This window comes from Calidithermus chliarophilus DSM 9957 (assembly GCF_000430045.1).
Lineage (GTDB): Bacteria > Deinococcota > Deinococci > Deinococcales > Thermaceae > Calidithermus > Calidithermus chliarophilus.
Genome location: NZ_KE387023.1, coordinates 930,038 through 955,545, shown reverse-complemented (window position 1 = coordinate 955,545; position 25,508 = coordinate 930,038). Strand labels below are relative to the sequence as shown.

The following is a 25,508-nucleotide window of genomic DNA, read 5'->3' as shown; positions in this document are numbered from 1 at the left end:
GTTTCTCGATGCGATAAGCGTTGTGGTCGAGAAAGGCTCGCAGTCCAGTTTATAGGTTAATATCTCATGAGAACCTTTTTCAGAGGCAGTTTGTCGGGAAATTACGCGGTCGATCCACGATCCGGGTCTATTATCCGGCAGAAGGCAGAACCGGCCGCCTCGAGCGCGAGCCGGGAGGACGTGTAAGCAGGTTCCCCCCAGGACACTTAAGTAGCTCCGGCCTGGGCTTGTCAGGAGGTAGGGTAACAAACCCAGGCCGGAGCCCTCATTCTCCCTCTCGCTCCCGAGCATGCCGCCCCGCCAGGTTAGCCGCACGGCGGCTGTGGCGTACGCCACCCCCTAGCGGCGGCATGTTCGCGAGGGCCGGTCGGGGTGACTTTTGACAAAGTCACCCTGGAGAAACCTAGAATCAGCATTGACGACGATGACCCTGCTCGAGGCCCTCCGCCTGCCCGCCCTCAGCCGGGCCCGGGTGGTCGCGGCGGCAGCGCGGCTGAACAGCCGGGTGCTGGGGGCGCACGCGGTGGACATCCCCGACCCCCAGGAGTGGATCCGGCCCGGCTTCCTCTTCCTCACCACCGGCTACGCCTGGCCCCGCGAGGAGCAGGCCCTGCGCGCCTTCATGCGCCAGATCGCCCGGGCCGAGCCCGCGGCCGTCGTGCTGGCGGTCCCCCAGTTCTTCGAGAGCTTCCCCGAGGTCGCCCGCGAGGAGGCCGAGCTATCGGGCATCCCGGCCGTCGAGCTGCCCTGGGAGGTGCCCTTCTCCCAGGTGATCGGGGAGCTCAACCAGCAGCTCCTGGCCCGCCAGTACAGCGTCATCGAGCGCTCGGAGGCCATCCACCGCGCGCTCACGCTCTCGGCGCTCGAGGCCGGCGGCCTGCAACCCCTGGCCGACGTGCTCAGCGGGCTCATCGGGCGCTCGGTGGTCTTCGAGGACCTCGAGGGCAACCTGCTGGCTTACGCCCTCACCGGCGGCGAGGACGAGCTGCGCCTGCGCTCCATCGCCTCCGGCGGCACCACCCCCGAGCTCAGCCACTACCTGCAGGAGATCGGCTTCGAGCGCCGGCTGCGGGAGAGCTTGGGGCCGCTGCGGCTGCCGGCGCGGCCCGAGATCGGGATGGTGGGGCGGGTGGTCTGCCCCATCCGGCTGGGGGGCGAGCTGGTGGGCAGCGTGTGGCTGATCGAGGGGGAAGAGCCCCTCTCCGAGCTCGACATGCGCGCCGCCGAGCACGCCGCGACGGTGGCGGGGCTGCACCTGATGCACCAGCGCGACATCGCCCAGCGCGAGGCCCGGCTGGGCTACGCCTTCCTCGACGCGCTGCTGGAGGGCCGCTTCGAGCCCACCCCGCACAACCTCGAGCGCGCCCGCCTGCAGGGCTTCCACCCCGAGGGCCGCTACTACCTGGCTTTGCTGGTGCTCGAGGAGCCGGTGCCGCTGAGCCCGGAGGGCTTCAACCGCCGCGAGCGCCTGGCCGAGGGCCTGCGCAAGCTGCTGCGCGAGCAGGGGCTGGCCCCTTTGATCTCGGTCTTCCTCAACCAGGTCCTCTTCCTGCTGCCCGAGGGCTTCGACGCGGCGCGGGTGTGGGAGCGGCTGCCGCAGAAGGGCCTGAGCCTGGGGCTCTCCCGCGCCCGCGCGGGCTGGGCCGGGGTGGCCGAGAGCTACCGCGAGTCGCAGGCCCTGCTGCCGCACCTGCGCCCGGGGCGGGTGAGCACCTACGCCCAGCTCCTGCTGCCGCGCGTGCTGGCCGGGGATGCCCAGGCCCAGCAGGACCTGCTGCGCGAGCTGTTCGGGCCGCTGGAGGCCGAGCGCGGGCGCGAGGCGCTGCTGGAGACGCTGAAGGCGCTGGCCCGGCACGGCTTCCAGCTCAAGCGCACCGCCCACGCGCTGGGCGTCCACGAGAACACCCTGAGGTACCGCCTCGAGCGCCTCGAGCAGCTCACCGGCCTCGACCTGCGCGACCCCCAGGCCCAGTTCCGCCTCCAGCTCGGGCTGCAGCTATTGGAGCTGGGCCACAATAAATGAGGGCGCAATTCGTGGCCCGGCGCCATAGCCGGGCGCACGGGGGCCCCAATAGGCTGGTGAGCCAAAGGAGGAACCCATGCCCACGACAGAGTCCCGCAACCAGGCGTTGCTGGAGTTGCGGCACAAGGTGGTCCCGCGCGGCGTCTCCCAGGTGCACCCGGTGGTGGCGGCCAAGGCCCAGGGGGCCAAGATCTGGGACGTCGACGGCCGCGAGTACCTCGACTGGATCGGCGGGATCGGGGTGCTCAACGTCGGGCACAACCACCCGCGCGTGGTGGCGGCGGTGCAGGCGCAGCTCGAGCGCTTCGCCCACACCTGCTTCCAGGTCACGGCCTACGAGCCCTACATCAAGCTCGCCGAGAAGCTGTGCGACAGCGCGCCCGGCGACGCCGACAAGAAGGCCTTCTTCGTCACCACCGGGGCCGAGGCCACCGAGAACGCGGTGAAGGTGGCGCGCGCCTACACCGGGCGTCCCGGGGTGATCGCCTTCAAGAACGCCTTCCACGGCCGCACCCTGCTGGGCATGAGCCTCACCGGCAAGGCCACGCCCTACCGCCAGAACTTCGGGCCCTTCGCCCCCGAGGTCTACCACGCCCCCTACCCCTACGAGTACCACGGCCTCGACACCCGCCGGGCCATGGACGGCCTGCACGAGCTCTTCGACACGGCGATCGCCCCCGACCGCGTCGCCGCCGTCATCATCGAGCCGCAGCTCGGCGAGGGCGGCTTCGTGCCCGCCCCCACCCCCTTCCTCAAGGCCCTGCGCAGCCTCACCGCCAAGCACGGCATCGTGCTCATCGACGACGAGATCCAGACCGGCATCGGGCGCACCGGCAAGTTCTGGGCCATCGAGCACGCCGGCGTCGAGCCCGACCTCATCTGCTTCGCCAAGAGCATCGGCGGGGGGCTGCCCATCGCCGGGGTGCTGGGCAAGGCCGAGATCATGGACGCGCCCATGCCCGGCGGGCTGGGCGGCACCTTCGCCGGGAACCCCTTGGCCTGCGCGGCGGGGCTGGCGGTGCTCGAGGTCTTCGAGGAGGAGAAGCTTCTGGAGAAGGGCCGGCGGCTGGGCGAGATCCTGCACGAGGGCTTCCGCGAGATCCAAGAGCGCTTCCCCCAGGTCGGGGACGTGCGCGGCCTGGGGCCGATGGTCGCGATGGAGCTCGTGCGCGACCGCGAGAGCAAGGCCCCCGACCCCGCCCTCACCACCCGGGTCTTCGACGCGGCCCGCGAGCGCGGCTTGCTGCTGATGAAGGCCGGGATGCACCACAACGTCATCCGCTGCCTGGTGCCGCTGGTCGCGAGCGAGGACGAGGTGCGCAAGGGCCTGGAGATCCTGGGGCACAGCTTCGAGGCCGCCACGGCCTGACGTTCTACGACATATTCCCCCGTTGGTCCTGGTTTGGGGAGGTGGAGTTATGAGCCGCACTCCGTTGATGGGACAACTCCGACGCGCGTTCCGCCTGGCCCGGCTGGCCGAGATCAAAGGCCTCGAGACCGACGAGGTCGTGGGGTGGGACCGGCAACTCCAGGCCGCCGAGCGGCGGCGCGCCCTCGAGCGCGAGGACGCCCGGCTCTCGCGCCGCGCGGTGCTCCAGGCAGGCCTGGGCGCGGCCGGGGCGGCGCTCGCGGGGTGCAGCGCCCCGCCCAACGCCGCCCTCTCCGGCAGCAGCCTGGGCAGGCCCGTCGCCATCGTGGGCGCGGGCATCGCCGGGCTGACGGTGGCCTACCGGCTGTGGCAGAACGGCGTGCCCTTCCGGCTCTACGAGGCCAACACCCGCGTGGGCGGGCGCATGCACACCCTGCGCGGCCGCTTCTCGCGCCCGGTCGAGATCGGCGGCGAGCTCATCGACTCCTGGCACTACTCCATCCGGCGGCTGGCCTCCGAGCTCAAGCTCGAGCTGCGCGACCTCTTCGCCGCCGACAAGGGCCTCGAACCCGAGGTCTACCACTTCGGCGGGCGCTTCGTGCCCACCGAGGAGGTTATCGACGGCTTCCGCCCCATCGCCCGCCAGATCGACACCGACCTCATCGACACCGGGCTGGGCCGCTACACCTACATCAGCTACAAGGACCCCGGCAAGAACGGCCGCTTCCTCGACAGCCTCTCCATCCGCGACTACCTGGTGCGGGCGGGGGCCAGCCCGCTCATGCAGGAGCTGCTCGAGGTGGCCTACACCATCGAGTACGGCCTCGAGGCCGACGAGCAGTCGTGCCTGAACCTGCTCTACCTCATCGGCGGGCAGGGCCAGTTCCGCGTCTTCGGCGCCTCCGACGAGCGCTACACCGTCGAGGGGGGCAACGACCTGCTGCCCCGGCGCCTGGCGCAGATCGTGGGCGACTCCATCCAGCTCGACTCGGCGCTCGAGGCCATCTCCCAGCGCTCCGACGGGCAGTACCTGCTGTCCTTCCGCCAGGGCGGCAGGAGCGTGCAGGTGGTGGCGCCGCGGGTGGTGCTGGCCCTGCCCTTCACCCTGCTGCGCGAGGTGGCCATCGGCGTGCCGCTGCCGGCGGTCAAGTTCAAGGCCATCCGCGAGATCGGCTACGGCACCAATTCCAAGCTCATCGCCGAGTTCAAAGAGCGCGTCTGGCGCACCCGCTACGGCGCCAGCGGCCAGCTCTTCACCGACTACCCCTTCCAGAACCAGTGGGAGCCCAAGCGCACCCCCGAGGGCGTGGGCGGCCCCTTCTCCAACTACACCGGCGGGAAGCAGGGGCTGGCGGTGGGCAAGGGCACGGCCGAGGCGCAGGTCGCCGCCTGGCTGGGCGACCTCGAGAAGATCTGGCCCGGGGTCAAAGCCGCCCAGGACCCCCGCGTGGCCCCGGTGCGGGCCTTCTGGCCGGCCGACCCCTGGGTCAAGGGCTCGTACTCGGCCTACCGGGTGGGGCAGTGGACCGCCTTCTCCGGCGCCGAGGCCGAGGCGGTGGGGGGCCTGCACTTCTGCGGCGAGCACACCTCCGTCGACGCCCAGGGCTACATGGAGGGCGGCTGCGCGAGCGGGGAGCGGGTGGCCGAGGAGATCCTGGCCGTACTGAAGAAGGGCGAAAGCGCCCTGGTGAGCACCTAGAGGAACCACGATGGCAGTGACCCGACCCTCAGTCAACCCACAGGCTCGAGCCGCCACCGGCACCCTCGCCGTCGAGGACGTCGTCAAGCGCTTCGGCGAGGTGACGGCGCTGGGCGGGGTGAGCCTGGAGATCAAGGCCGGGGAGTTCTTCACGCTGCTCGGGCCTTCGGGCTGCGGCAAGACCACCCTGCTGCGCATCATCGCCGGCTTTGAGCTGCCCAGCGCCGGCTGCGTGCGGCTGGGCGGCGCGGACATCACGGGCATGCCCGCCAACCAGCGCCCGGTCAACACCGTCTTCCAGAGCTACGCTCTCTTCCCCCACCTCAGCGTCTTCGAGAACGTGGCCTTCGGGCTGCGCAGCCGCCGCGTGCCGCAGGCCGAGGTGCAGAAGCGGGTGGAGATGGTCATGGGCATGCTGCAGATCGAGCGCTTCATGGCCCGCTACCCCCACCAGCTCTCCGGCGGCCAGAAGCAGCGCGTGGCGATGGCCCGCGCCCTGGTCAACGAGCCGCAGGTGCTGCTTTTGGACGAGCCCATGAGCGCCCTCGACGCCAAGCTGCGGGCCGAGGTGCAGGTGGGTCTGCGCCGCCTGCAGCGTAGCCTGGGCACCACCTTCATCCTCGTCACCCACGACCAGGACGAGGCCATGACCGTCTCCGACCGCATCGCGGTGATGCGCGAGGGCCAGGTGATCCAGGTGGGCACCCCCGAGGAGGTCTACGCCCGCCCCCGCACCTGCTTCGTGGCCGAGTTCCTGGGCGCGGCCAACCTGATCCCCGCCCGGCGCGAGGGCGGCGGCGCAGAAACCCCGCTGGGGCCCCTCGAGCTCCCCGCCCCGCCCCGCTGGGAGCAGGGCAACCTCGCCATCCGCCCCGAGCGGGTCGAGCTCGTGCCCGACCCCAGGGGCCACAACTGCCTGCGGGCGCGGGTGCGCGACGTGGTCTACCGCGGCAGCCACCAGGAAGCCTGGCTCGAGCCCGGCGGCCTGCGCGTGCGCGCCGCGGCCCACCCCGCGCTGCGGCCGGGCCAGGAGGTCGTGGTGCACCTGCCGAAGGAAGCGCTGGTGGTGCTGGATGATTAGCCTTTGGCGTGGAACGCGAGACGCAAAACGCAAGACGCAAGACGCCGGTGCCTGTGGTTTTCAGCGTTTAGCGTTTGGCGTTTTGCGTTTTGCATGTAGCTATCAGCGCGTTCTGGCGTTCGGCGTTGGGCGTTCGGCGTTCGGCACCTTCGGAGGCTGCCCGTGAACCGCGTCCTGGTCTGGTACGGCGAGCTCACCACGCCGGGGGCGCTCTCGAGGCGCGGCCTGTTGTTCCTGCTGCCCGCGGCGCTTTGGCTGATGGCTTTTCTGGTGCTGCCCAGCCTGGCGCTCGTGGCGGTGGCCTTCGCCGAGCGGGGCACCTACGGCGAGGTCGTCTGGACCTTCAGCCTCGAGAACCTCAGGCGGCTGCTGGGCTACGGGCTCTTCGGCTGGAGCCCCGACAACCTGCTGATCCTGGGGCGCTCGGTGTGGGTGGCCTTCGTGACCTCGCTCATCGCGGCGCTGCTGGCCTACCCCCTGGCCTTCTTCATCGCCAGCCGGCCCCCGCGCACCCGTTACCTCTGGCTCACGCTGGTCATCATCCCCTTCTGGACCAACCTGGTCATCCGCACCTACGCCTGGCAACTGCTGCTCTCCCCCGACCTGCCCTTCGCGCAGGTCGCGGCGGCGCTGGGGCTCGCGGAGCCGGGCGCGGCGCTCTACCCCGGCTCCTTCGCGGTCTACGTCGGCATGGTCTCGGCCTTCTTGCCCTTCATGGTGCTGCCGCTGTACTCCTCGGTGGAGCGCATCGACTCCAGCCTCATCGAAGCCGCCAGGGACCTCTACGCCAGCCGCGCCCGCGTCTTCTTCCAGGCCATCCTGCCCCAGACCCTGCCGGGCCTCACGGTGGGGGTGATCCTCACCTTCATCCCGGCCATGGGCATGTTCGTCATCCCCGACCTGCTGGGCGGGGCCAAGTACCTGCTGGTGGGCAACCTCATCCAGCAGCAGTTCGGCGCCAGCCGCGACTGGCCCTTCGCCGCCGCCATCAGCCTGGGCCTGATGGCCCTCACGCTGGTGGCCCTGCGGGTCTACCGGCGCAGCGGAAAGGACGTGGATCTGGTATGACGCTGAACGCTGAACGCAAAACGCTAAACGCGGGTTATACGTCGTACGTCGTACGTCCTACGCCAGACGCAAAACGCCTCGGCCTTCGACCCTTGACGCTGGACCCTCGACAGACCGTGGGCCACACGCCACTAGCCCTCGTTAGCTATCGGCTATCGGCTATCGGCTATCGACGTATCCTGGCGTTCGGCACGGCCGGAGGCTGCTTATGAGCCGCCTCCACCCCGCCGTCGGCATCACCGCCGTCCTGACGCTGGCGTTCTTGTACCTGCCCATGCTGGCGGTGGCGGTCTTCTCGGTCAACGAGACCCGCTACGGGATGTCGTGGGGGGGCTTCACCTGGAAGTGGTACCAGAGCCTCTTCAACCCGGCGCTCTCGCCCGACCCCAAGCTCACCGAGACCATCCAGGCGGCCTTCGTGACGACGATGGTGCTGGCGGTGGTGTCCACGCTGGTCGCGACGGTGCTGGGGACGCTGCTGGCGATCGCCCTCGAGCGCTACCCCTGGACCCGGCGGGCGCGGGCCTTCCTCGACAACCTGCTCTACCTGCCGGTGGTCACGCCCGACATCATCCTGGCGGCGGCCTTGGTGGTGGCCTTCAGCGTGCTGCGGCAGGCCTCGAGCCTCTTCGAGCTGGGCCTGCCGGCCATGATCATCGGGCACGTGACCTTCCAGATCGCCTTCGTGGCGCTGGTGGTGCAGAGCCGCCTCAAGAGCTTAGGCGCAGACCTCGACGAGGCCGCCCGCGACCTCTACGCCTCGTACGGCTACTTCGTGCGGCGGGTGCTGCTGCCCCTGCTGGCGCCGGGGATCGTGGCCGGGGCCATGCTGGCCTTCACCCTCTCGCTCGACGACTTCGTCATCAGCTTCTTCACCGCCGGCCCCGACTCCCAAACCCTCCCGCTCATCATCTACGGCTCGGTGCGGCGCGGGGTCACCCCGCAGATCCACGCCCTCTCCACCCTGATTTTCCTGGCTACGGTCATTCTGGTGTTGCTCAGCGAACGGCTCACCCGGAGGAGCGCATGAAAAAATTGCTGGCCCTGTTGGCGTTCGTTTCACTGGCGTTGGCCCAGAACAAGGAGATGCGGCTGTTCATCTGGTCGGAGTACATGGACCCGGCCATCATCGCCGCCTTCGAGAAGCAGTACGGGCTCAAGGTCCGCATCGACCTCTACGAGTCCAACGAGGACATGCTCGCCAAGCTGCAGGCGGGCGGGGTGAGCCAGTACGACGTGATCGTGCCCGGCGACTACATCATCCCCACCCTCGTCGCGCTCAAGCTGGTCCAGCCCCTCGACAAGAGCAAGGTCCCCAACCTCAAGAACCTCGACCCCAAGTTCGCCAACCCGCCCTTCGACCCCGGCAACAAGTACTCGGCGGCCTACCAGTGGGGCATGTCGGGGATCATGTACCGCAAGGACAAGGTCAAGACCCCCCCGGATAGCTGGGCGGTGATCTTCGACCCCAAACAAAGCGGCAACTACGTGCTCATGGACTCCATCCGCGAGATGATGGGCGGGGCGCTGCGCTACCTGGGCTACAGCATCAACACCCGCGACCCCAAGCAGGTGCAGGCGGCGGGGAAGCTGTTGCTCGAGGCCAAGAAGTCCAAGCGCGCGGTGGGCTTCGAGGGCGGCGTGGGCGCGAAGAACCGCCTGGTGGCCGGGACCGCGACCTACGCGGTGGTCTACAACGGCGACGCCATCAAGGCCGCCTCCGAGAACCCCAACGTGGCCTTCGTGGTGCCCAAGGAGGGCGCCGCACTCTTCCTCGACAACATGGCCATCCCCGCCAAGGCCCCCAACCCCGACGCGGCGCACAAGTTCATCAACTTCATCCTCGACCCCAAGATCGGGGCGCAGCTTTCGAACTACAACCGCTACGCCACCCCCAACAAGGCCGCGCTGCCGTTCATCAACAAGGAAGACCTCAAGAACCCGGCCATCTACCCCACCGAGAACGTGAAGGCCAAGCTCGAGTTCGTCCTCGACCTGGGCAAGGACGCGCGGCTTTATGACGAGGTCTGGACGCAGGTGAAGTCGCGCTAGGGGGGTGTATGGACATCCAGAAGGCCAGCATCCCGCCGCCTGAGAACGTCGATAGTCGATAGCCGATAGCTAAGACAAAACACCTGTCGCGGGCTGCCCGAAGCCTCCGCGACCTACGAACTCGACCGAGGAACCCATGGCGTACATCCAGCTCAAGACCCCCATCCCTGGCCCCAAGAGCCAGGAGCTCAACTCGAGGCGCGCCGCGTCGGTGACGAGCGCCCTCGCGCAGGCCAACCCCGTCGCGGTGAAGCGGGCCCGCGGCTCGCTGATCGAGGACGCCGACGGCAACACCCTCATCGACCTGGCGGGCGGCATCGGCATGATGGCGGTGGGCCACGCCCCGCAGGCGGTGGTGGAGGCCATCAAGGCGCAGGTGGAGGAGTTCGTCCACGCCTGCTCCATCGTGACCAACTACGAGGCCTACGTGGCGGTCTGTGAAGCCCTGAACCGCCTCACCCCGGGCGACTTCCCCAAGAAGACCCTGCTCTCCAACGGCGGGGCTGAGGCGGTGGAGAACGCGGTCAAGTTCGCCCGGCGCTACACCGGGCGCTCCGGGATCCTCGTGTTCGAGGGGGCCTACCACGGGCGCAGCAACCTGACCATGGCCATGACCAGCAAGTGGGGCCTGTTCAAGAAGGGCTTCGGCCCCTTCACCCCCGAGGTCTACCGGCTGCCCATGCCCAACCTCTACCGCACGCCCAGGGGCATGACCCCCGAGGAGTACGTGGAGTGGTGCTGCTGGAACCTCGAGAACGCCCTCACCGCCCACATCGACCCCTCCGCCCTCGCCGCCATCGTGATCGAGCCGGTGATCGGGGAGGGGGGCTTCATCCCGGTGCCCCACTCCTTCCTGCGCAAGATCCGCGAGGTCTGCGACGCCACCGGCGCGGTGATGATCGCCGACGAGATCCAGTCGGGCTCGGGCCGCACCGGCAAGCTGTGGGCCGTCGAGCACTCCGGCGTCGTCCCCGACCTGATCATCTCGGCCAAGAGCCTGGGCGCGGGCATGCCCATCAGCGCGGTCACGGGCCGCGCCGAGATCATGGACTCGCCCCACGTGGGCGGGGTGGGCAGCACCTACGGCGGCAACCCCCTGGCCTGCGTGGCCGCGCTGGCCGCGCTCGAGCACCTCTCCAGGCCCGAGACCCTGGCCCAGGCCGCCCGCGTCGAGCAGACCGTGCGCCGCACCTTCGAGCCCATGAAGGCCGAACTCCCGGTGCTCGGCGACGTGCGCGGCATCGGCGCGATGATGGCGCTGGAGTTCGTGCGCGACCCGGTGAGCAAAGAGCCGTGGTCCGACTTCGCCATGAACGCCATCAAGGAGGCCAGCAAGCGCGGCGTGGTGCTGATCCGGGCCGGGCTCTACACCAACTGCATCCGCTTCTTGCCGGCGCTCGAGATCCCCCAGGACATGCTGGAAGAAGCCTTGGGCGTGGTGAAGGAGGCCATCTACGCCACGCACCAGGCGATGGCGGCGACGGCGTGAGGAAGTCGGTAGTCGATAGTCAATGGTCGATGGTCGATAGCCAAAAACTGCCGGACGCAAGAAGCCGGTGGGTCGTGGTTTCTGGCGTTTAGCGTTTTGCGTTTAGCGTCTGGCGTATTGCGTACGACGTACGACGTATGACGTACGACGCAAAGCGTACGACACTCACCAAAGGAGGACCCCCATGAAGCACCTTCTGGCCCTTATCACCGTGCTCGGGCTCGCGCTGGCCCAGACCAAGGAGCTGCGCGTGTACACCTGGACCGAGTACATCGACCCCACCATCGTCAGCGACTTCGAGAAGCAGACCGGGATCAAGGTCAACATCACCTACTACGAGTCCAACGAGGAAATGGTCGCCAAGCTGCAAGCGGGCGGGTTGGGGCAGTACGACCTGGTGGTGCCCAGCGACTTCATCATCCCCAGCATGGTCCAGCTCAAGCTGTTGCAGCCCTTGGACAAGAGCAAGCTGCCCAACGTCAAGAACCTCGACCCCAAGTTCGCCAACCCGCCCTTCGACCCCGGCAACCAGTACACCGTGGGCTACTTGTGGGGCACCGTGGGCCTGATGTACCGCACCGACGTGTTCAAAACCCCGCCCACCTCCTGGGGCGTGATCTTCGACCCCGCCCAGCAGAAGGGGCGCTTCGCCCTGATGGACTCGCAGCGCGAGATGCTGGGCATCGCCCTGCGCTACGTGGGGCAGTCGGTCAACTCCGCCGACCCCGCGGCCATGAAGAAGGCCATCGACGTGCTCTTGCAGGCCAAGAAGTCGAAGAACAGCCTGGGCTTCCAGGGCGGGGTCTCGGCCACCAAGGCGCTCTTGGCGGGGCAGGCGGTGGCGGCGGTGGTCTACAACCAGGACGCCCTGCGCACGGCGGCGGGCAACCCCAAGTACGGCTTCACCATCCCCAAGGAGGGCAGCACGCTGTTCATCGACAGCATGGCGATCCCGGCCCGCGCCCCCAACCCCGACGCCGCCCACCGCTTCATCAACTTCATCCTCGACCCCAAGATCGGCGCGCGGCTGGCCGAATATCAACAATCCGCCACGCCCAACGCCCAGGCCAAGAAGCTCCTCAAGCAGAGCACCCTCAAAAACCCCGCCATCTGGCCCAGCGAGGCCCAGCTCAAGGTGCTGGAGTACATCCTCGACGCCGGGAAGAACTCCCGCCTCTTCGACGAGGCCTGGACCCAGGTGAAGTCGCGCTGAACCCTCATGACCCACCCCAGCCCCATCCTCACCAGCCCCGACGGCCGCTTCGCCGTGGTGCAAAGCGAGCCCTGGATGGCCCCCCACCTCGAGGCCATCCAGGCCGCCTCTTTCCCCGACCTCGCCCCCCACGAGCGCATGCTGGCCGAGCACTACCTCTCGCAGATGCGCATCTTCCCCGAGGGGCAGCACGCGGTGCTCGAGGTGGCCACGGGCCGGGTGGTGGCCTGCTCCACCGACCTGCGCGCTAAGGTGGACTTCGCCCACTTCGCGCACAAGTACCTCGAGGCCGTGGGCGGCAACTACCTCACCACCCACGACCCGGACGGCGACTGGCTCTACGGCGCCGACATCGGCGTTCACCCCGAGTTCCGGGGCCACGGCCTCTCCACGCTGCTCTACACCGCCCGCCACCGGCTCATCCGCCGCCTGGGGCTCAAGGGCCACGTGGCCGGGGCCATGCCCAAGGGCTACGGGGCCCACCGCGACCAAATGCCCGTCGAGCAGTACGTGCAGCGCGTGGTGCGCGGCGAGCTCTCCGACCCCGTGCTCTCGGTGCAGCTCAGGCGGGGCTACGCGGTGTGGGGCATCATCCCGGACTACCTCGAGGACGCCAGTTGCGCGAATTACGGGGTGTTCATCGTGTGGCGGAACCCGGAGGTGGATTCGTGACGCCGGGCGAGGGTCGTACGTCGTACGTCCTACGTCGTACGCAAAACGCCAAACGCAAGACGCAAAACGCAAGACGCCTTCGCCTTGGCTATCGGCTATCGGCTATGGGCTATCGACCATCGACTATCGACGCATCCCGGGAGGCCACCCATGAAAGCTGACACCCTGATCTATGGGGGCACCATCCTCAACCCCGGTCCCGCGCCCGGCGGGCTCGAGGCGCTCGAGGCCGTCGCCTTGCGCGAGGGGCGCGTCCTGGCGGCCGGGCGGATGAGCGAGCTCGAGCCTCTTCTCTCCCCGGCCACGCGGCGCGTGGACCTCGAGGGCCAGACGCTGCTGCCCGGCTTCAACGACGCGCACGTGCACGTGTGGAAGGTGGGACAACTGCGCACCACGCTGCTCGACCTGCGGGGCGTGGAAAGCCTCGACGCCTTTTACGCCGCGGTGAGGGAGCGTGCCCAGACCCTGCAACCCGGCCAGTGGCTTTGGGGGCGCGGCTGGAACGAGGCCCGCATGGGCGGCTGGCCCGACCGCTCGGCCCTCGACGCCATCGCCCCGCGAAACCCGGTGCTGCTGACGCGCACCTGCGCCCACATCCACGCCGTGAACACCCCGGCCTTGCAGGCGGCGGGGGTCACGCCCGAGACCCGCGTGCCGGGCGGGGAGATCGACTTTGGGCGCGGCATCCTCTACGAGACGGCCTACGGGCTGGTGTTCAACGCCATGCCCGCGCCCACCCAGGCCGACTACGAGCGCTGGGTGCTGGCGGGGCTGGAGTACCTGAAGTCGCTGGGCATCACCAGCGCCACCGACCCCGCCGTAGACCCGCCGCTCTACGCGGCCTACCGCGCCCTGGACGCCGCCGGTAAGCTGCCCGTCCGGGTCAACCTGCTCTACATCCGCCGCCCGGACGGGGGCAGCGAGACCTTCCCCCTGCCCGAAAAGCACCGCTCCGGCTTCCTGCGCTGCGACTCGGTGAAGTTCTTCGCCGACGGCGGGCTTTCGGGGGCCACCGCCGCCATCAGCCAGCCCTACAAGACCCTCGAGCCCCCCAGCTACGGCATCCTGCGCTTCGAGACGGAAGAACTCTACGAGCTGGCGCTCGAGGCCCACCGCCAGGGCTTCCGCATCGGCACCCACGCCATCGGGGACCGGGCCTTGAACCAGGTTCTAGACGTGTACGAGCGGCTGTATCGGGATTCGCCAGTGAAGGGCCATGAGGCCCCCGGCGGTGCCGGTACTCAAGTGAAGGGCCATGAGGCCCCCGGCGGTGCCGGTACTCAAGGCCCCCGCCACCGGATCGAGCACTTCGGGCTGGCGGGGGAGGAACACCTCGAGCTCGCCCGGCGGCTCGGCGTGATCGCCGTGCCCCAGCCGGTGTTCATCCACGAGCTGCGCGGCAACTTCCTCAAGTACCTCCCCGAGGCCATGGTCTGCCGCTGCTACAACCTGCGGGCCATGTTCGCCGCCGGCCTCACCGTGGCTTTTTCCTCCGACGGGCCGGTGGTGAGCCGGGTTTCCCCCCTCATCGGCCTGCAGGCCGCCGTGGCCGAGCCGATGTGCGAAGGCAACGGCGTGAGCCTGGAGACCGCGCTATGGGCCTACACCGTGGGCGGCGCCCTCGCCCAGGGCGACGAGGGCAACCGGGGCCGCCTCGAGCCCGGCCACTGGGCCGACTTCGTGCTCCTCGACCGCGACCCCCGCACCGCGCCGCCCGAGGCGCTGGGCAGCCTCGAGGTGCGCTCCACCTGGACCAGCAAGGATTTCAGCCCGGAGGTTGGCCTTAGGCACGATGGGTGAGGTCGTGTGGCGTACGCAAGACACCCCCTTCACCCCAGGCCACGAGCCTTTCGTCCTTCGCTTTTAGCTATCGGCTATCGACCATCGACTTCCCCCAGAAAGGACCCCCCATGATCAAGGAACTCCCCAACCAGGCCTACTTCGCAGACGGCTGGCAGACCACCGGCAAGACCTTCACCGTCACCCACCCCGGCGACGGGCACATAGTGGGCGAGGTGGCCGACTGCGGCCCCGCCGAGGCCCGGCGGGCCATCGAGGCCGCGCTCGAGGCCTTCGAGACCTGGAAGCGCACCAACCCCTACGCCCGCGCCGAGATCCTCGAGCGCTGGAACGACCTGCTCTTAGCCCACGAGGCCGAGCTGGGCCGCCTGATGAGCCTCGAGATGGGCAAGCCCATCACCGAGTCGCGCGGGGAGGTGAAGTACTCGGCGAGCTTCGTCAAGTGGTACGCCCAGGAGGCCGTGCGGCTGCACGGCGAGCGGGTGCTCTCGCGCTTCGACCACAAGCGGGGGCTGGTGTCCTACGAGCCGGTGGGCGTGGTCTACGCCGTGACCCCCTGGAACTTCCCCACCGGCATGATCACCCGCAAGGCCGCCCCCGCGCTGGCGGCGGGCTGCGCCATCGTCATCAAGCCCGCCGAGCAGAGCCCCATGAGCGCTCTGTACCTGGCGCGGCTGTGGGAGGAGGCCGGCGGCCCCAAGGGCACGCTGCAGGTGCTGCCCACCTCCGACCCCGTGGCCTTCAGCCAGCCCTTCTTCGAGGACGAGCGCGTCCGCAAGGTCACCTTCACCGGCTCCACCGAGGTCGGGCGCGTCCTCTACGCCCAGGCCGCCAAGACCCTCAAGCGCGTCTCGCTCGAGCTCGGCGGCCACGCCCCCTTCCTGGTCTTCGAGGACGCCGACCTCGACAAAGCCGCCCGCGACGTGGTGCTCTCCAAGTTCCGCAACGCCGGCCAGACCTGCATCTGCACCAACCGCGTCTTCGTGCAGGAGAGCGTCCTGGAACCCTTCACCGAAGCCTTCGCCGCCGCCACCGCCGCCCTGCGCCTGGGCGACCCCCTGCTCCCCGAGACCCAGGTGGGGCCGGTGGTGGACGCCCAGGGCCTCGCCAAGGTGCGCGAACACGTCGAGGACGCGCTCGCCAAGGGCGCGAAGGCCGTGGTGGGCGGCAAGGTGCGCGAAGGCCTCTACTTCGAGCCCACTGTCCTCAGCGGCGTGCGCCCCGGCATGAAGATCATGACCGAGGAGACCTTCGGCCCCGTAGCCCCCGTCATCCCCTTCACCACCGAGGAGGAAGCCCTCCGCCTCGCCAACGACACCCCCTACGGCCTCGCCGCCTACGCCTGGACCAACAACCTCGCCCGCGCCTGGCGCGTCGCCGAGGGCCTGCACTACGGCATCGTCGGCATCAACGACGCCATCCCCACCGCCATGGCCCCCCAAGCCCCCTTCGGCGGCATGAAAAACTCCGGCGTGGGCCGCGAGGGGGGCTGGTGGGGGCTGGAGGAGTACCTCGAGGCGAAGTTCATCTCGATGGGGTTGCAGTGAGGTCGATAGTCGATAGTCGATAGTCGATAGTCGATAGTCGATAGCCCATAGCTGATAGCCGATAGCCCATAGCTGATAGCCGATAGCCTTGAAATCGATCATCCACTGGGGTTGTGCCCACCCCGCAGGCTAACTACAGCCCCACGCCCCAGGGGACAGGCGCTCGGTGGTTGCTGCCCCGCCCCGGCCGGGGTGTGCGGCTCGCGAGGGAGGGGGTGACGGGGGTGTCGGGGGAGCTGAGGGGGAGGTGATGGGGAATCGCCTCCCCCTAGCTCCCCCGACGGCGGAACCGTGGTCGCCAAACCATAGCACCGCAGCACCCCCCCCACCAACCGCCAAAAAAACCAACCCCCCCTAGCTCAGTCCCGGCTCAGTGCCCCATCAAGCCCGGCACAGCCTCGAGGTGCACCTTAACGTCACCGAGGGGCGGGAGCGACGCTCGAGCCTTCAAGGGGAAGGTTCCTCCTCTCGCCCGCGGGCCAAACCCTGCGTGCAGAAGGCGCCAAGCACGCGACGACTCCGGAACAAGGTGCCAGCATGGCCGCAACAGCCCAAGGCGGGGCGGGCCGGTTGGCGCCTCCCGGTTTTTAACCGCGGCAGCCCCCCGCCCGCGGGCGGGGGGCCGGGTCATGGCACGCTACGGCGTGCAGGGGTTGAGCGGCGCGGCCGTGTTGCGCGGGTTGGGAGCGCCCACGCTGAAGTCGGCGGCGTTGTTGTTGCTGTCCTGACAGCCGTTGCCCGCCCGCAAGGCGGCGGTGGTGTTGGAGAGCGCGGGGGTCGGGCCGCTGCCCTCGAAGGCGTTGGCGCCGCCGAAGCCCACGAAGTCGGCCAGGTCGGGGTTGCCGACGGGGCTCGAGCCGGTGAGGGTGGTCTGGTTCTTCATCAGCGCCACCTTGCCGGCCGTGGCGCTCATGGCGATGCTGCCCACGGCGTCCGGGGTGGGCAGGCTGACGGTGCCGCCCGTGCCCGCGGCCTGCTGCACCAGGTAGTACTGGCCGGGGGCGACGGAGCCGGTGAGGTTGGTGCGCTGCCAGGAGGTGCCGCTCGAGGAGGCGTACTGCACGCTCCAGCTCGAGAGGTCCAGAGGGGTGTTGCCGCAGTTGAACAGCTCGATGAAGTCGTTCTTGAGCGTGGCGCCGCTGTTGCCGCCGCCGCCGTAGACCTGGCTGATCACCACGCAGCTCGTGGCGGGGGCCGGGGTGACGGTGAGGGTGAAGCTGGCGGTGCGGGTCAGGCCGCCGCCGGTGCCGGTGACGGTGAAGGTGTAGGCGCCGGAGGCCAGGCTGGCGGAGGTGGCGACGTCGAGGTCGGTGCTGGTGGGGCCGCCCGGCAGGCTGAGGGTGTTGGTGGGCGAGGAGATCAGGACGCCCGGCACGCCGGGGCCTACCGAGAGGGTGACGTCGCCGGTGAAGCCCTCGAGCGCTGTCGCGCTCACCGTGAGGCGGGTGCCCTGCCCGGCCTGCACGCTGGGCGCGGTGTTCGAGAGGCTGAGGGCGAAGTCGGGCGGGGCGGCGGGGTCGGCGGTGAGGCTGAGCCCGATCAGCAGCGGGTCGTGGTCGGAGGAGCGGTAGGGGGTGGGGGCGTAGCGGTCGTCGGGCTTGAACTCGGTGTTGTAGTCGAAGGCGCGGGGCTCGTCGGCGTTGATGTGCCACTCGGTGAAGCCGGTGACCTGCGGGCTGAGCGAGGCGGTGACGAAGGCGTGGTCGAGGTTGCCGCTCTCCCCGTTGAAGACGTAGCTGTAGCGCTTGGGGGCGGGGGTGCGCAGCACCAGGTTCTCCAGGCCCGCGGCGGTGAGGGTGTTCACGGGGTCCTCGGCGGCGTAGGCGTTGAAGTCGCCCAGCAGCACCACGTCGGGGTCGGTGGCTTTGAGCTGCTCGAGGAAGCCCAAAAGCTTCTGGGCCTGCTGCACCCGCTGCACGTTCCAGCAGCCCTGGCCGTAGTCCTGGTTGGGGTCGGAGGGGTCGGAGGGGCAGGAGCCCTTGGACTTGAAGTGGTTGACCACCACCGTCAAGCGCCCGCCGCTGCCCAGGTCGCGGAAGGTCTGGGCCAGGGGGGGACGGGAGTAGACGGGGTCGATGTCCACCCGGAAGGCCCCCTCCGGCTTGACCCTGGCGGGCTTGTAGATCAGGGCCACCTTGATCTCGTCGGTGCCGATGGTGCCGGTCTGGACGGCGGCGTAGGTGCCCGCCCCCAGCACCGCGTTGAGCGCGGCCACGAAGTCCGTGAGGGCGGTGTCGCCGTTGTTCTGCATCTCGATGAGGCCCACCACGTCGGCGTTGAGGCCGGCGACGGTGGCGACGAGCTTGGCCTTCTGGCGCTCGAACTCGGCCGGGTTGTTGGCCCCGCGCGAGCCGAAGGTGGTGAAGTAGTTGAGCACGTTGAAGCTCGCCACCCGCAACGAGCCGCCCACCGCCTCGGGGGTGGCCGGGCGCGGGTTGGCGTTCGTGAAGTTCACCGGGCCCACCGGCTGCACGCGGTAGGCGCTGAAGCCGAAGGTCAGCACGCCGCTGAGGCCGTTCACGGTGTCGCCCACACGGCGGGTGCCGTCAGGGCCGGGGCCGCTGAGGTAAGGGATGGTGGCGGGGTTCTGCACCGTGGAGGCGTCGTCGAGCAGGATGCGGCGGCGCGGGTTGAGGGCGGGGGAGTCGCCCAGCCCGTTGCCGTTGGTGGGGTTGTACTGGCGCCCGTCGGAGGAGAGGGTGAGCTCGCCGAAGCGGGCGAGGTTGAAGACCTCGGTGACGGTGAGGGTCTCGGGGAAGGTCACCAGCATGCCCTCGTAGCGCTCGAGGTCGGCCACCGCCGCTACGGGGAGGTCTACCGGGGTGGGCTCCACCGAAACCCCGCCCTCGCACACCGTCACGCTGCTGACGGCCTCGAGCTCGGTCAGGGTGTCGCTGCCGGAGGCGAACTCCTTGACGTTGCCCGTCACCTGCACGTAGTCGCCCACGCTCACCGGGAAGGAGGTGTTGAACACGAACAGCCCGTCGGAGGTGGCGGGGTCGTCGTCGCCGCGGAAGTCCTGGATGTAGAAGCCGCCGAGCTGCCCGCCCGCCTGGTAGTCGCCTATCACCACGCCCTCGGTGGTCACGGTCTGGCCCGCCAGGGGGCTGGCCATGCCGCTGCCCTGGATCTGGTAGGTTCGGGTCACGCTGGCCCCAGCCGGGCACTGCGGCGTGCGCAGGGTGGTGAAGCTCCAGGCGTAGGGCTCAGCCAGGTGGCCGCCCGCGCGGCTGTGGGCGAGGGTGCTCAGCGCCACGGTATAGGTGCTGGCCTCGGCGAAGGGCTGGGCCGGGGTCAGGCTGAGCGTGGCGGAGTCGGCGCTCCAGGCGAACTGCTCCTCGCGCGGGGGGCAGGCGCCGGGGAAGGCGGCCTTCACGTCCTGCTGCACGCCGCCCACGAAGATGCGCGTGGTGCCGGGCATCCCCCTCGAGGTGTAGAAGAACACCTCGCCGCCCGCGGGCACCACGCCCACGCCCTTCTGCGGGGTCCTGAACACGTCCCAGCTAAAGCTGATGGGCTGGGGGTTGGGGTTGCGAACCCGCCACTTGCCGTTGCACACGCTGCTCAGGCGCAGCCTGTCGAAGCTCGCCGGGTTGCTGGCCGGGTCGTAGCGGCCGGGGAATACGCTGACGGCGGTCTGGGTCGGGGCCGCGTCCATGGCCTCGTCGAACGTGACGCTCACCGGCCGGTCCGGCCGCACGCCGACGGCCCCGGCCGCCGGGACGGTGCTGAGCACCACCGGGGTTCCCCCCAGCGGGAAAACCCCGCCCGGCAGGGCCGAAGACTTGGGGGCCTGGCTGCAGGCTGCGATGGCAGCCACCAGGCCCGCCGCCAACCAAAGGCGAGCTGAATTCATTGGATCCCTCCTAGCGACACTGTACGGTTTTCCCCGCTTTTTTCTCTGGAACGGTTCGGTTTATGGCCGAAAAGCTCCCGCCCCAGGGGCCAGTGTCTCGCGGCCTCGTCAGCTAAAGGCCAGCCAGGGCCCGCCTCCTCGCGCGCGCCGACGGGTTAACCCGCCCACCCGTTGCGCCCGGCCGAGGGTCCGGCCTACCCTGAAGGAAAGGAGGCGGTGAACATGCAGGCTGGCGAATTGCGGCGCCTGCTCGAGCGCGTCCTCCCCGCCCGGCCCTTCGAGGTGCGGCTGTGGGACGGATCGGTGTTGCCCGCCACGGCGGAGCCTAAGGCCACGCTGGTGCTGGGGCGGGGCTTGCTCGAGGGGCTGGCTCCCCCGCTCGACCTGGCCCTGGGCGAGGCCTTCGTGCGGGGGGATCTCGAGGTCGAGGGCGACCTGGGGGCGGTGCTGGCGGCGCTGGAGCACGTCGAGCTGCCCGCCTCCCCGCTGGAGTGGGTGCGGGGGGTGGCCCTGAGCGCGGCGGGCGTTCGCGGGCTCGGCGCCCGCCTGCACGGGGCGGCGCACTCCCTGGCCCGCGACCGCCAGGCGGTGCAGCACCACTACGACCTCTCCAACGACTTCTACCGCCTGTGGCTCGACGCGCGCATGGTCTACTCCTGCGCCTACTTCCCCCGCGGCGACGAGACCATCGAGCAGGCCCAGGAGGCCAAGCTCGAGCTCATCTGCCGCAAGCTGCGGCTGCGGCCGGGCGAGCGCCTGCTCGACGTCGGCTGCGGCTGGGGCGGGCTGGTGGTCTACGCGGCCGAGCGCTACGGGGTGGAGGCCGTAGGTATCACGCTCTCGCAGACCCAGCTCGAGGAGGCCCGCGCGCGGGTGCGGCAGCGGGGGCTCGAGGGCCGCGTGAGGGTCGAGGCCCTCGACTACCGCGAGGTGCGGGGCCGCTTCGACAAGGTCGCCAGCGTGGGCATGGCCGAGCACGTGGGCCGGGCCAACCTGGGGCGCTACTTCCAGGCCGCCCTCGCCTGCCTCGAGCCCGGCGGCCTCTTCCTGCACCACGCCATCGCGCGGGGGCCGGTCCCGCCGAAATCCCCCGCCTGGGCCGCCTCCGGCGAGTTCATGCGGCGCTACGTCTTCCCCGACGGCGAGATCCTCCCGCTGTGGGAGATGCTGCGCGAGGCGGAAACCGCCGGCTTCGAGGTGCGCGACGTGGAGGACCTGCGCGAACACTACGCCCGCACCCTCGAGCACTGGCGCCAGCGCCTCGAGGCCCGCCTCCCCGAAGCCACCGCCCTCGTCGGCCCCGAACGCACCCGCCTCTACCGCCTCTACCTCACCGCCTCCGCCCACCAGTTCGCCTTCGGCCACCTCGCCATCCACCAGAGCCTGCTGGCCAAACCGGACGCCCGGGGGCGCGTAAACCTCCCGCCGACACGGGCCGATTTGTACCGGGAGTGAGTAGGGTGGCGTGTGGAAGGCGGCAGTAAGCCGTCAGCCTTCAGCGGTCAGCGGTCAGCTCGTGGCCCGGGGTTGCCCCTCCCCGTCCCTCCCCGCGGGCGGGGAGGGTTTATCCCCCCCGGCCCCCCTTGCTAAGGGGGTGACAAGGCGTCTTGCGTTTTGCGTCTTGCGTTTTGCGTCTTGCGTTTTGCGTCTTGCGTCTTGCGTTTGGCGTTCGGCTATCAGCTATCGGCTATCAGCTATCGACCCCGCTCGAGCCACCCCCGCCACCGCCCGGAACCCCGCCTTGAAGCGCTCGTACGCCGCGGCGTAGGCTGGCTCAGGATGGCCGGGGAGGGGGTCGGACGCGGGCGCGGTGGCCTCCAGCATCTCCCCCACGCTGCCGTATACCCCGGCGCCCACCAGGCCGAGCAGGGCGGCGCCCCGGGCCGGGCCTTCCTCGACAGGGGTGCGGGCCAGGGGGGCCTCGAGCACGGCCGCGAGGACGGAGAGCCACAGCTCCGAGCGGGCCCCGCCGCCGATGGCCAGGAGCCGGTCCGCGGCAGCGAGGGGCTTCATGACCTCGAGCACGTCCCGCAGGCTGAAGGCCACGCCCTCGAGCAGGGCGCGGGTGAGGTGGCCGCGGGCGTGGGCCAGGCTCAGGCCCAGCCAGGCCCCGCGCAGGTCGGGGTCGAGGTGGGGGCTGCGCTCGCCCGCCAGGTAGGGCAAAAACAGCAGCCCCTCGCTCCCAGGGGGCACGGCGGCGGCCTCCTGCATCAGCGCGTCGAAGGGCACGCCGGGGGCCAGACGGTCGCGGTACCACTGGAGGCTGCCGGCGGCGGCCAGGGTCACGCCCAGCAGGTGGTAGCCGCCGTCGGCGTGGCAGAAGAGGTGGACGCGGCCGTGGGGGTCGGGGGTGGGGTGCTCTAGGGGCAGGAAGATCACGCCCGAGGTGCCCAGCGAGACGCTGCCCACGCCCGGGCGGGCGCTCGAGAGCCCCAACCCGATGGCCGCGCCCGCGTTGTCGCCCGCCCCGGCCACCACCGGCAGGCCCTCCGGCAGCCCGGTGGCCCGTGCCCACTCGGCCTTAAGCCCGCCCACCACGCCGTGCGAGGGGATCACCGTGGGGAAAAGGCCCACGTCGAGACCCAGCGCGGCCAGCAATTCGGCGTCCCAGTCCTGCCTGGCCAGGTCGAGCGCCCCGGTGCCCGAGGCGTCGGAGGGCTCGGTGGCGGCGCGGCCGGTGAGCGCGAAGCCCAGGTAGTCCTTGGGCAGCAGCACCCGGCGGGTGCGGGCGAAGGCGCCGGGCTCGGCCCGGCGCAGCCACAGCAGCTTGGGGAGCTGGAAGCCGGTGACGGCCGGGTTGCCGGTGCGCCGGATGAGCTCGGCCCTAGGCACGGCGGCCTCGAGCTCGGCGCAGGCCTCGGCGGTGCGCTGGTCGTTCCACAGCGGCGCGGGCCGCACCACCTCTCCCCCGCCGTCGAGGAAGACCCCGCCGTGCATCTGCCCCGAGAGGCCGAGCGCGACCGGGGTATAACCGCCCGCCTCGAGCTTCCCGGTGAGTTCGGCGAGCGCCTTGCGGGCGGCCTCGAGCCAGTCCGCGGGGTTCTGCTCGGTCCAGCCGGGCCGGGGGGTGAGCAAGGGGTAGGCCGCGCCCGCCTCGGCCACGGCGTGGCCTTCAGGCGTGAGGGCGAGGGCCTTGAGGCCGCTGGTGCCCAGGTCGATGCCGATGCTGACGGGTTTCATGGGGCTCCTGTGGGGTCGATGGTCGATAGCTGATAGCCGAACGCCTTGTTCCCCCCTTAGCAAGGGGGGCTGGGGGGGATACACCCTCCCCGCGCGCGGGGAGGGACGGGGAGGGGCAACCCCGGGCCACGAGCTGACCGCTGATGGCTGATGGCTGATGGCTGACCGCTGACGGCTCTCCGAACCCCCCACGTGCCACGCGTCCCCACCCCCGCCCCCACCTACCACCCCTCCGCCCGGACCTTGATCCGCACCTCGCCGGCGAGGCTTTCGCCGGGCTCGAGGACGCGCACGCCGGTGTCGGGCCAGCCGCGGTCCATGAGGTTGAAGCCGTCGGTGGCGTGGGAGACGGGCTCGAGGGCCAGCGTGCCGTCGGGGGCGGTGAACACCACGAGGTGGGAGAAGACGGGGTCGGCCTCGAGCTGCAGGCGCACGTCGATGCCGGGCCACTCGAGGCTGAGCGACCCGTCCCAGCCGTTGAAGACGTGGTCGAAGGCGGCGTCGCCCAGGGGGCGGGGGGTGGAGAAGTCGAAGCCGGGGGGCAGCGGGACGGGGGGCTCGTCGGGGATGCGGCTGCCGTTGGTGAGGTAGACCCGGGCGGCGCGGAAGGAGAGCAGGGGGTCGAGGCTGGCGCCCAGGCGCCGCACGAAGTAGGGGTGGAAGCCGAAGCCCGCGGGCATGGCCTCCTCGCCGGTGTTGGTGAGCTCGAGGCTCATGCGCAGGCTGCTGTCGCCCAGCCAGTACACCGCCCGCACGGTATAGCGGAAGGGGAAGTTGAGGGCCTGGGGGTTGTTGGCGTTGAAGTGGCACACCAGCAGGCCCTCGCTGCGCTCGACGACGGTCCAGGGGCGGCCGTGCACCTCGCCGTGGATGGTCTGCTCCCCGTCGGGCCAGTTGGGCAGGAGCTGGTAGCTCCTGCCGCGGAAGCTGAAGCGCCCCTCGCGGATGCGGTTGGAGTAGGGGGCCAGGATGTAGCTCGAGGTGTCGGGCGAGGCCCCCGCGGCCACGGCGGCCAGCGAGGTCGGGCGCAGCAGCGGCAGCCAGAAGCCCTCGCGGTAGAGCTCGAGGCCGCCGACGCTCGCCCCCAAGCCGGGGAGGACGGTGAGGCGGAGCTTGGAGTTGTGGAGGATTTCAGGTCTCATGAGGCGTTAACCCTTCCCAAACTCTACCAAGCGCCGCGGGCCTGCGGGCCCCTCACCTGACCCCGAGCAGCAGCTCCACCGTGAGTTGGTCCAGCCACTCCAGGCCCGGCCCCCGCCGCCCCAGCGCCTCGCGGTCGAACTCGAGCCCCTTCAGCGCCCGGGCGTTCTCGCGGCTGTACTTCGCGGTGAGCCGGGCGAGCGCCTTGTCCTGGACCTTGTAGGCCCCGATGAGGTCCTGGATCTCGCGGTCGCGGCCGAAGCGCTCGGCCTTCTCCTTGAGGATGAGGTAGGTCCTCATGCAGCCCTTGGCGAACTCCCACACCCCCGCCTCGTCCTCGGTGCGCAGGGCGTGGGCGTCGAAGTGGCGGGGGCCGTCGTAGCCGGAGTCCTCCAGCAGCTTGACCAGGAAGAAGGCCGTCTTGAGGTTCTCGGCGCCGAAGCGCAAATCCTGGTCGAAGCGGCCCATCTTCTGGTCGTTGAGGTCGATGTGGAAGAGCTTGCCCGCGTCGATGGCCTGGGCCACCGCGTGCACGAAGTTGAGGCCCGCCATGGTCTCGTGGGCCACCTCGGGGTTGAGGCCGAAGAGGTGGGGCTTGTCCAGCGTGGCGATGAAGCCCAGCGCTGCCCCCACCACCGGCAGGTAGATGTCGCCCCGCGGCTCGTTGGGCTTGGGCTCGAGGGCGAAGCGGTAGCCGTAGCCCTGGTCCTCGGAGTACTCGGCCAGGAAGTTCAGCGCCTCGCGGTAGTGGGCGAGGGCGTCGAGCACGTTGCCCCCGGCGTCCACCTCGGCCCCCTCGCGCCCGCCCCAGAAGACGTAGGTCTTCGCGCCGAGCTCGGCGCCGAGGTCCATGGCCCGCATGGTCTTCTGGATGGCATAAGCCCGCACCCGCGCGTCGGGCGAGGTGAAGGCGCCGTCCTTGAAGGCGGGGTCGCCGAAGAGGTTGGTCGTCGCCATGGGGACCACCAAGCCGGTGTCCTGCAGGGCCTTCTTGAAGCGCTTGAGGATGCGCTCGCGCTCGGCCTCGGTGGCCTCGACGGGGATGAGGTCGTTGTCGTGCAGGTTGACCCCGTAGGCGCCGATCTCGGCCAGCTTGTAGACGATGTAGTCGGGCTCGAGGGGGGGGCGGGTGGGCAGGCCGAAGGGGTCGCGCCCCACGTTGCCCACGGTCCACAGGCCGAAGGTGAACTTGTGCTCGGGTTTGGGTTCGTATGCCATGGCAGGACTCCTGGGGGAAGGATGGCTGAGGGCGGAAGGGCCGGCGGGGGGCGCCCTACGGCGGCCGGGCGGCGGGCCTGCCCCGGCTCACGCCCCCACCC

17 protein-coding genes are annotated in these 25,508 nt (G+C 70.1%); 13 read left to right on the top strand and 4 right to left on the bottom strand.

Annotated features, from left to right (window positions below; translation table 11 throughout):
- The first annotated feature begins 424 nt into the window (after positions 1 to 424).
- From MEICH_RS0104560 to MEICH_RS0104505, 12 genes are all read left to right on the top strand, one after another.
- A complete protein-coding gene (locus MEICH_RS0104560) occupies positions 425 to 2,023 on the top strand; it encodes a PucR family transcriptional regulator (protein WP_027891624.1) in 1,599 nt (532 codons plus the stop codon).
- Positions 2,024 to 2,099: 76 nt separating this feature from the next.
- Complete coding sequence (gene gabT, locus MEICH_RS0104555) at positions 2,100 to 3,392, top strand: 4-aminobutyrate--2-oxoglutarate transaminase (RefSeq protein ID WP_027891623.1); 1,293 nt, start codon at positions 2,100 to 2,102, stop codon at positions 3,390 to 3,392.
- A gap of 67 nt (positions 3,393 to 3,459) precedes the next feature.
- On the top strand, positions 3,460 to 5,091 hold the full coding sequence (locus MEICH_RS23615) for a flavin monoamine oxidase family protein (protein WP_169730632.1): 1,632 nt from the start codon (positions 3,460 to 3,462) through the stop codon (positions 5,089 to 5,091).
- A gap of 10 nt (positions 5,092 to 5,101) precedes the next feature.
- The gene (locus MEICH_RS0104545) at positions 5,102 to 6,172 is read left to right on the top strand and encodes an ABC transporter ATP-binding protein (RefSeq protein WP_027891622.1); all 1,071 of its coding nucleotides are present in this window, start codon (positions 5,102 to 5,104) and stop codon (positions 6,170 to 6,172) included.
- Positions 6,173 to 6,334: 162 nt separating this feature from the next.
- Positions 6,335 to 7,240, top strand: coding sequence for an ABC transporter permease (locus MEICH_RS0104540; RefSeq protein ID WP_027891621.1), 906 nt, complete (start codon positions 6,335 to 6,337; stop codon positions 7,238 to 7,240).
- A gap of 208 nt (positions 7,241 to 7,448) precedes the next feature.
- Positions 7,449 to 8,270 (top strand): ABC transporter permease, encoded by an 822-nt coding sequence (locus tag MEICH_RS0104535; RefSeq protein WP_027891620.1) that lies wholly within the window; start codon positions 7,449 to 7,451, stop codon positions 8,268 to 8,270.
- Positions 8,267 to 9,292, top strand: a complete 1,026-nt coding sequence (locus tag MEICH_RS0104530; protein WP_027891619.1) for an ABC transporter substrate-binding protein — start codon at positions 8,267 to 8,269, stop codon at positions 9,290 to 9,292. Before MEICH_RS0104535 ends, MEICH_RS0104530 begins: the two co-directional genes overlap by 4 nt.
- Before the next feature lie 136 nt (positions 9,293 to 9,428).
- Positions 9,429 to 10,781, top strand: coding sequence for an aspartate aminotransferase family protein (locus MEICH_RS0104525; protein ID WP_027891618.1), 1,353 nt, complete (start codon positions 9,429 to 9,431; stop codon positions 10,779 to 10,781).
- 184 nt (positions 10,782 to 10,965) lie between these two features.
- The gene (locus tag MEICH_RS0104520) at positions 10,966 to 11,994 is read left to right on the top strand and encodes an ABC transporter substrate-binding protein (protein ID WP_027891617.1); all 1,029 of its coding nucleotides are present in this window, start codon (positions 10,966 to 10,968) and stop codon (positions 11,992 to 11,994) included.
- 6 nt (positions 11,995 to 12,000) lie between these two features.
- Complete coding sequence (locus tag MEICH_RS0104515; RefSeq protein WP_027891616.1) at positions 12,001 to 12,666, top strand: GNAT family N-acetyltransferase; 666 nt, start codon at positions 12,001 to 12,003, stop codon at positions 12,664 to 12,666.
- Between the two features lie 150 nt (positions 12,667 to 12,816).
- Complete coding sequence (locus MEICH_RS0104510; protein WP_027891615.1) at positions 12,817 to 14,466, top strand: amidohydrolase; 1,650 nt, start codon at positions 12,817 to 12,819, stop codon at positions 14,464 to 14,466.
- A 110-nt stretch (positions 14,467 to 14,576) separates the two neighbouring features.
- Positions 14,577 to 16,013 carry an NAD-dependent succinate-semialdehyde dehydrogenase gene (locus tag MEICH_RS0104505; protein ID WP_027891614.1) on the top strand — a complete coding sequence of 479 codons (1,437 nt, stop codon included), beginning with the start codon at positions 14,577 to 14,579 and terminating at the stop codon, positions 16,011 to 16,013.
- Between the two features lie 637 nt (positions 16,014 to 16,650).
- Here MEICH_RS0104505 and MEICH_RS29800 read toward each other — a convergent pair.
- Complete coding sequence (locus MEICH_RS29800; protein ID WP_218916384.1) at positions 16,651 to 19,869, bottom strand: ExeM/NucH family extracellular endonuclease; 3,219 nt, start codon at positions 19,867 to 19,869, stop codon at positions 16,651 to 16,653.
- Between the two features lie 222 nt (positions 19,870 to 20,091).
- On the opposite strand from MEICH_RS29800, the gene MEICH_RS0104495 reads away from it, so the two are divergent.
- Complete coding sequence (locus tag MEICH_RS0104495; RefSeq protein ID WP_027891613.1) at positions 20,092 to 21,324, top strand: SAM-dependent methyltransferase; 1,233 nt, start codon at positions 20,092 to 20,094, stop codon at positions 21,322 to 21,324.
- Between the two features lie 225 nt (positions 21,325 to 21,549).
- Here MEICH_RS0104495 and xylB read toward each other — a convergent pair whose 3' ends face one another.
- The 3 genes from xylB to xylA form a co-directional block, all read right to left on the bottom strand.
- Positions 21,550 to 23,049, bottom strand: coding sequence for a xylulokinase (gene xylB, locus MEICH_RS23605; RefSeq protein ID WP_013157202.1), 1,500 nt, complete (start codon positions 23,047 to 23,049; stop codon positions 21,550 to 21,552).
- A gap of 221 nt (positions 23,050 to 23,270) precedes the next feature.
- Complete coding sequence (locus MEICH_RS0104485; protein ID WP_027891612.1) at positions 23,271 to 24,191, bottom strand: aldose 1-epimerase; 921 nt, start codon at positions 24,189 to 24,191, stop codon at positions 23,271 to 23,273.
- A gap of 52 nt (positions 24,192 to 24,243) precedes the next feature.
- Positions 24,244 to 25,407, bottom strand: a complete 1,164-nt coding sequence (xylA, locus tag MEICH_RS0104480) for a xylose isomerase (protein ID WP_027891611.1) — start codon at positions 25,405 to 25,407, stop codon at positions 24,244 to 24,246.
- Between the last annotated feature and the right edge of the window lie 101 nt (positions 25,408 to 25,508).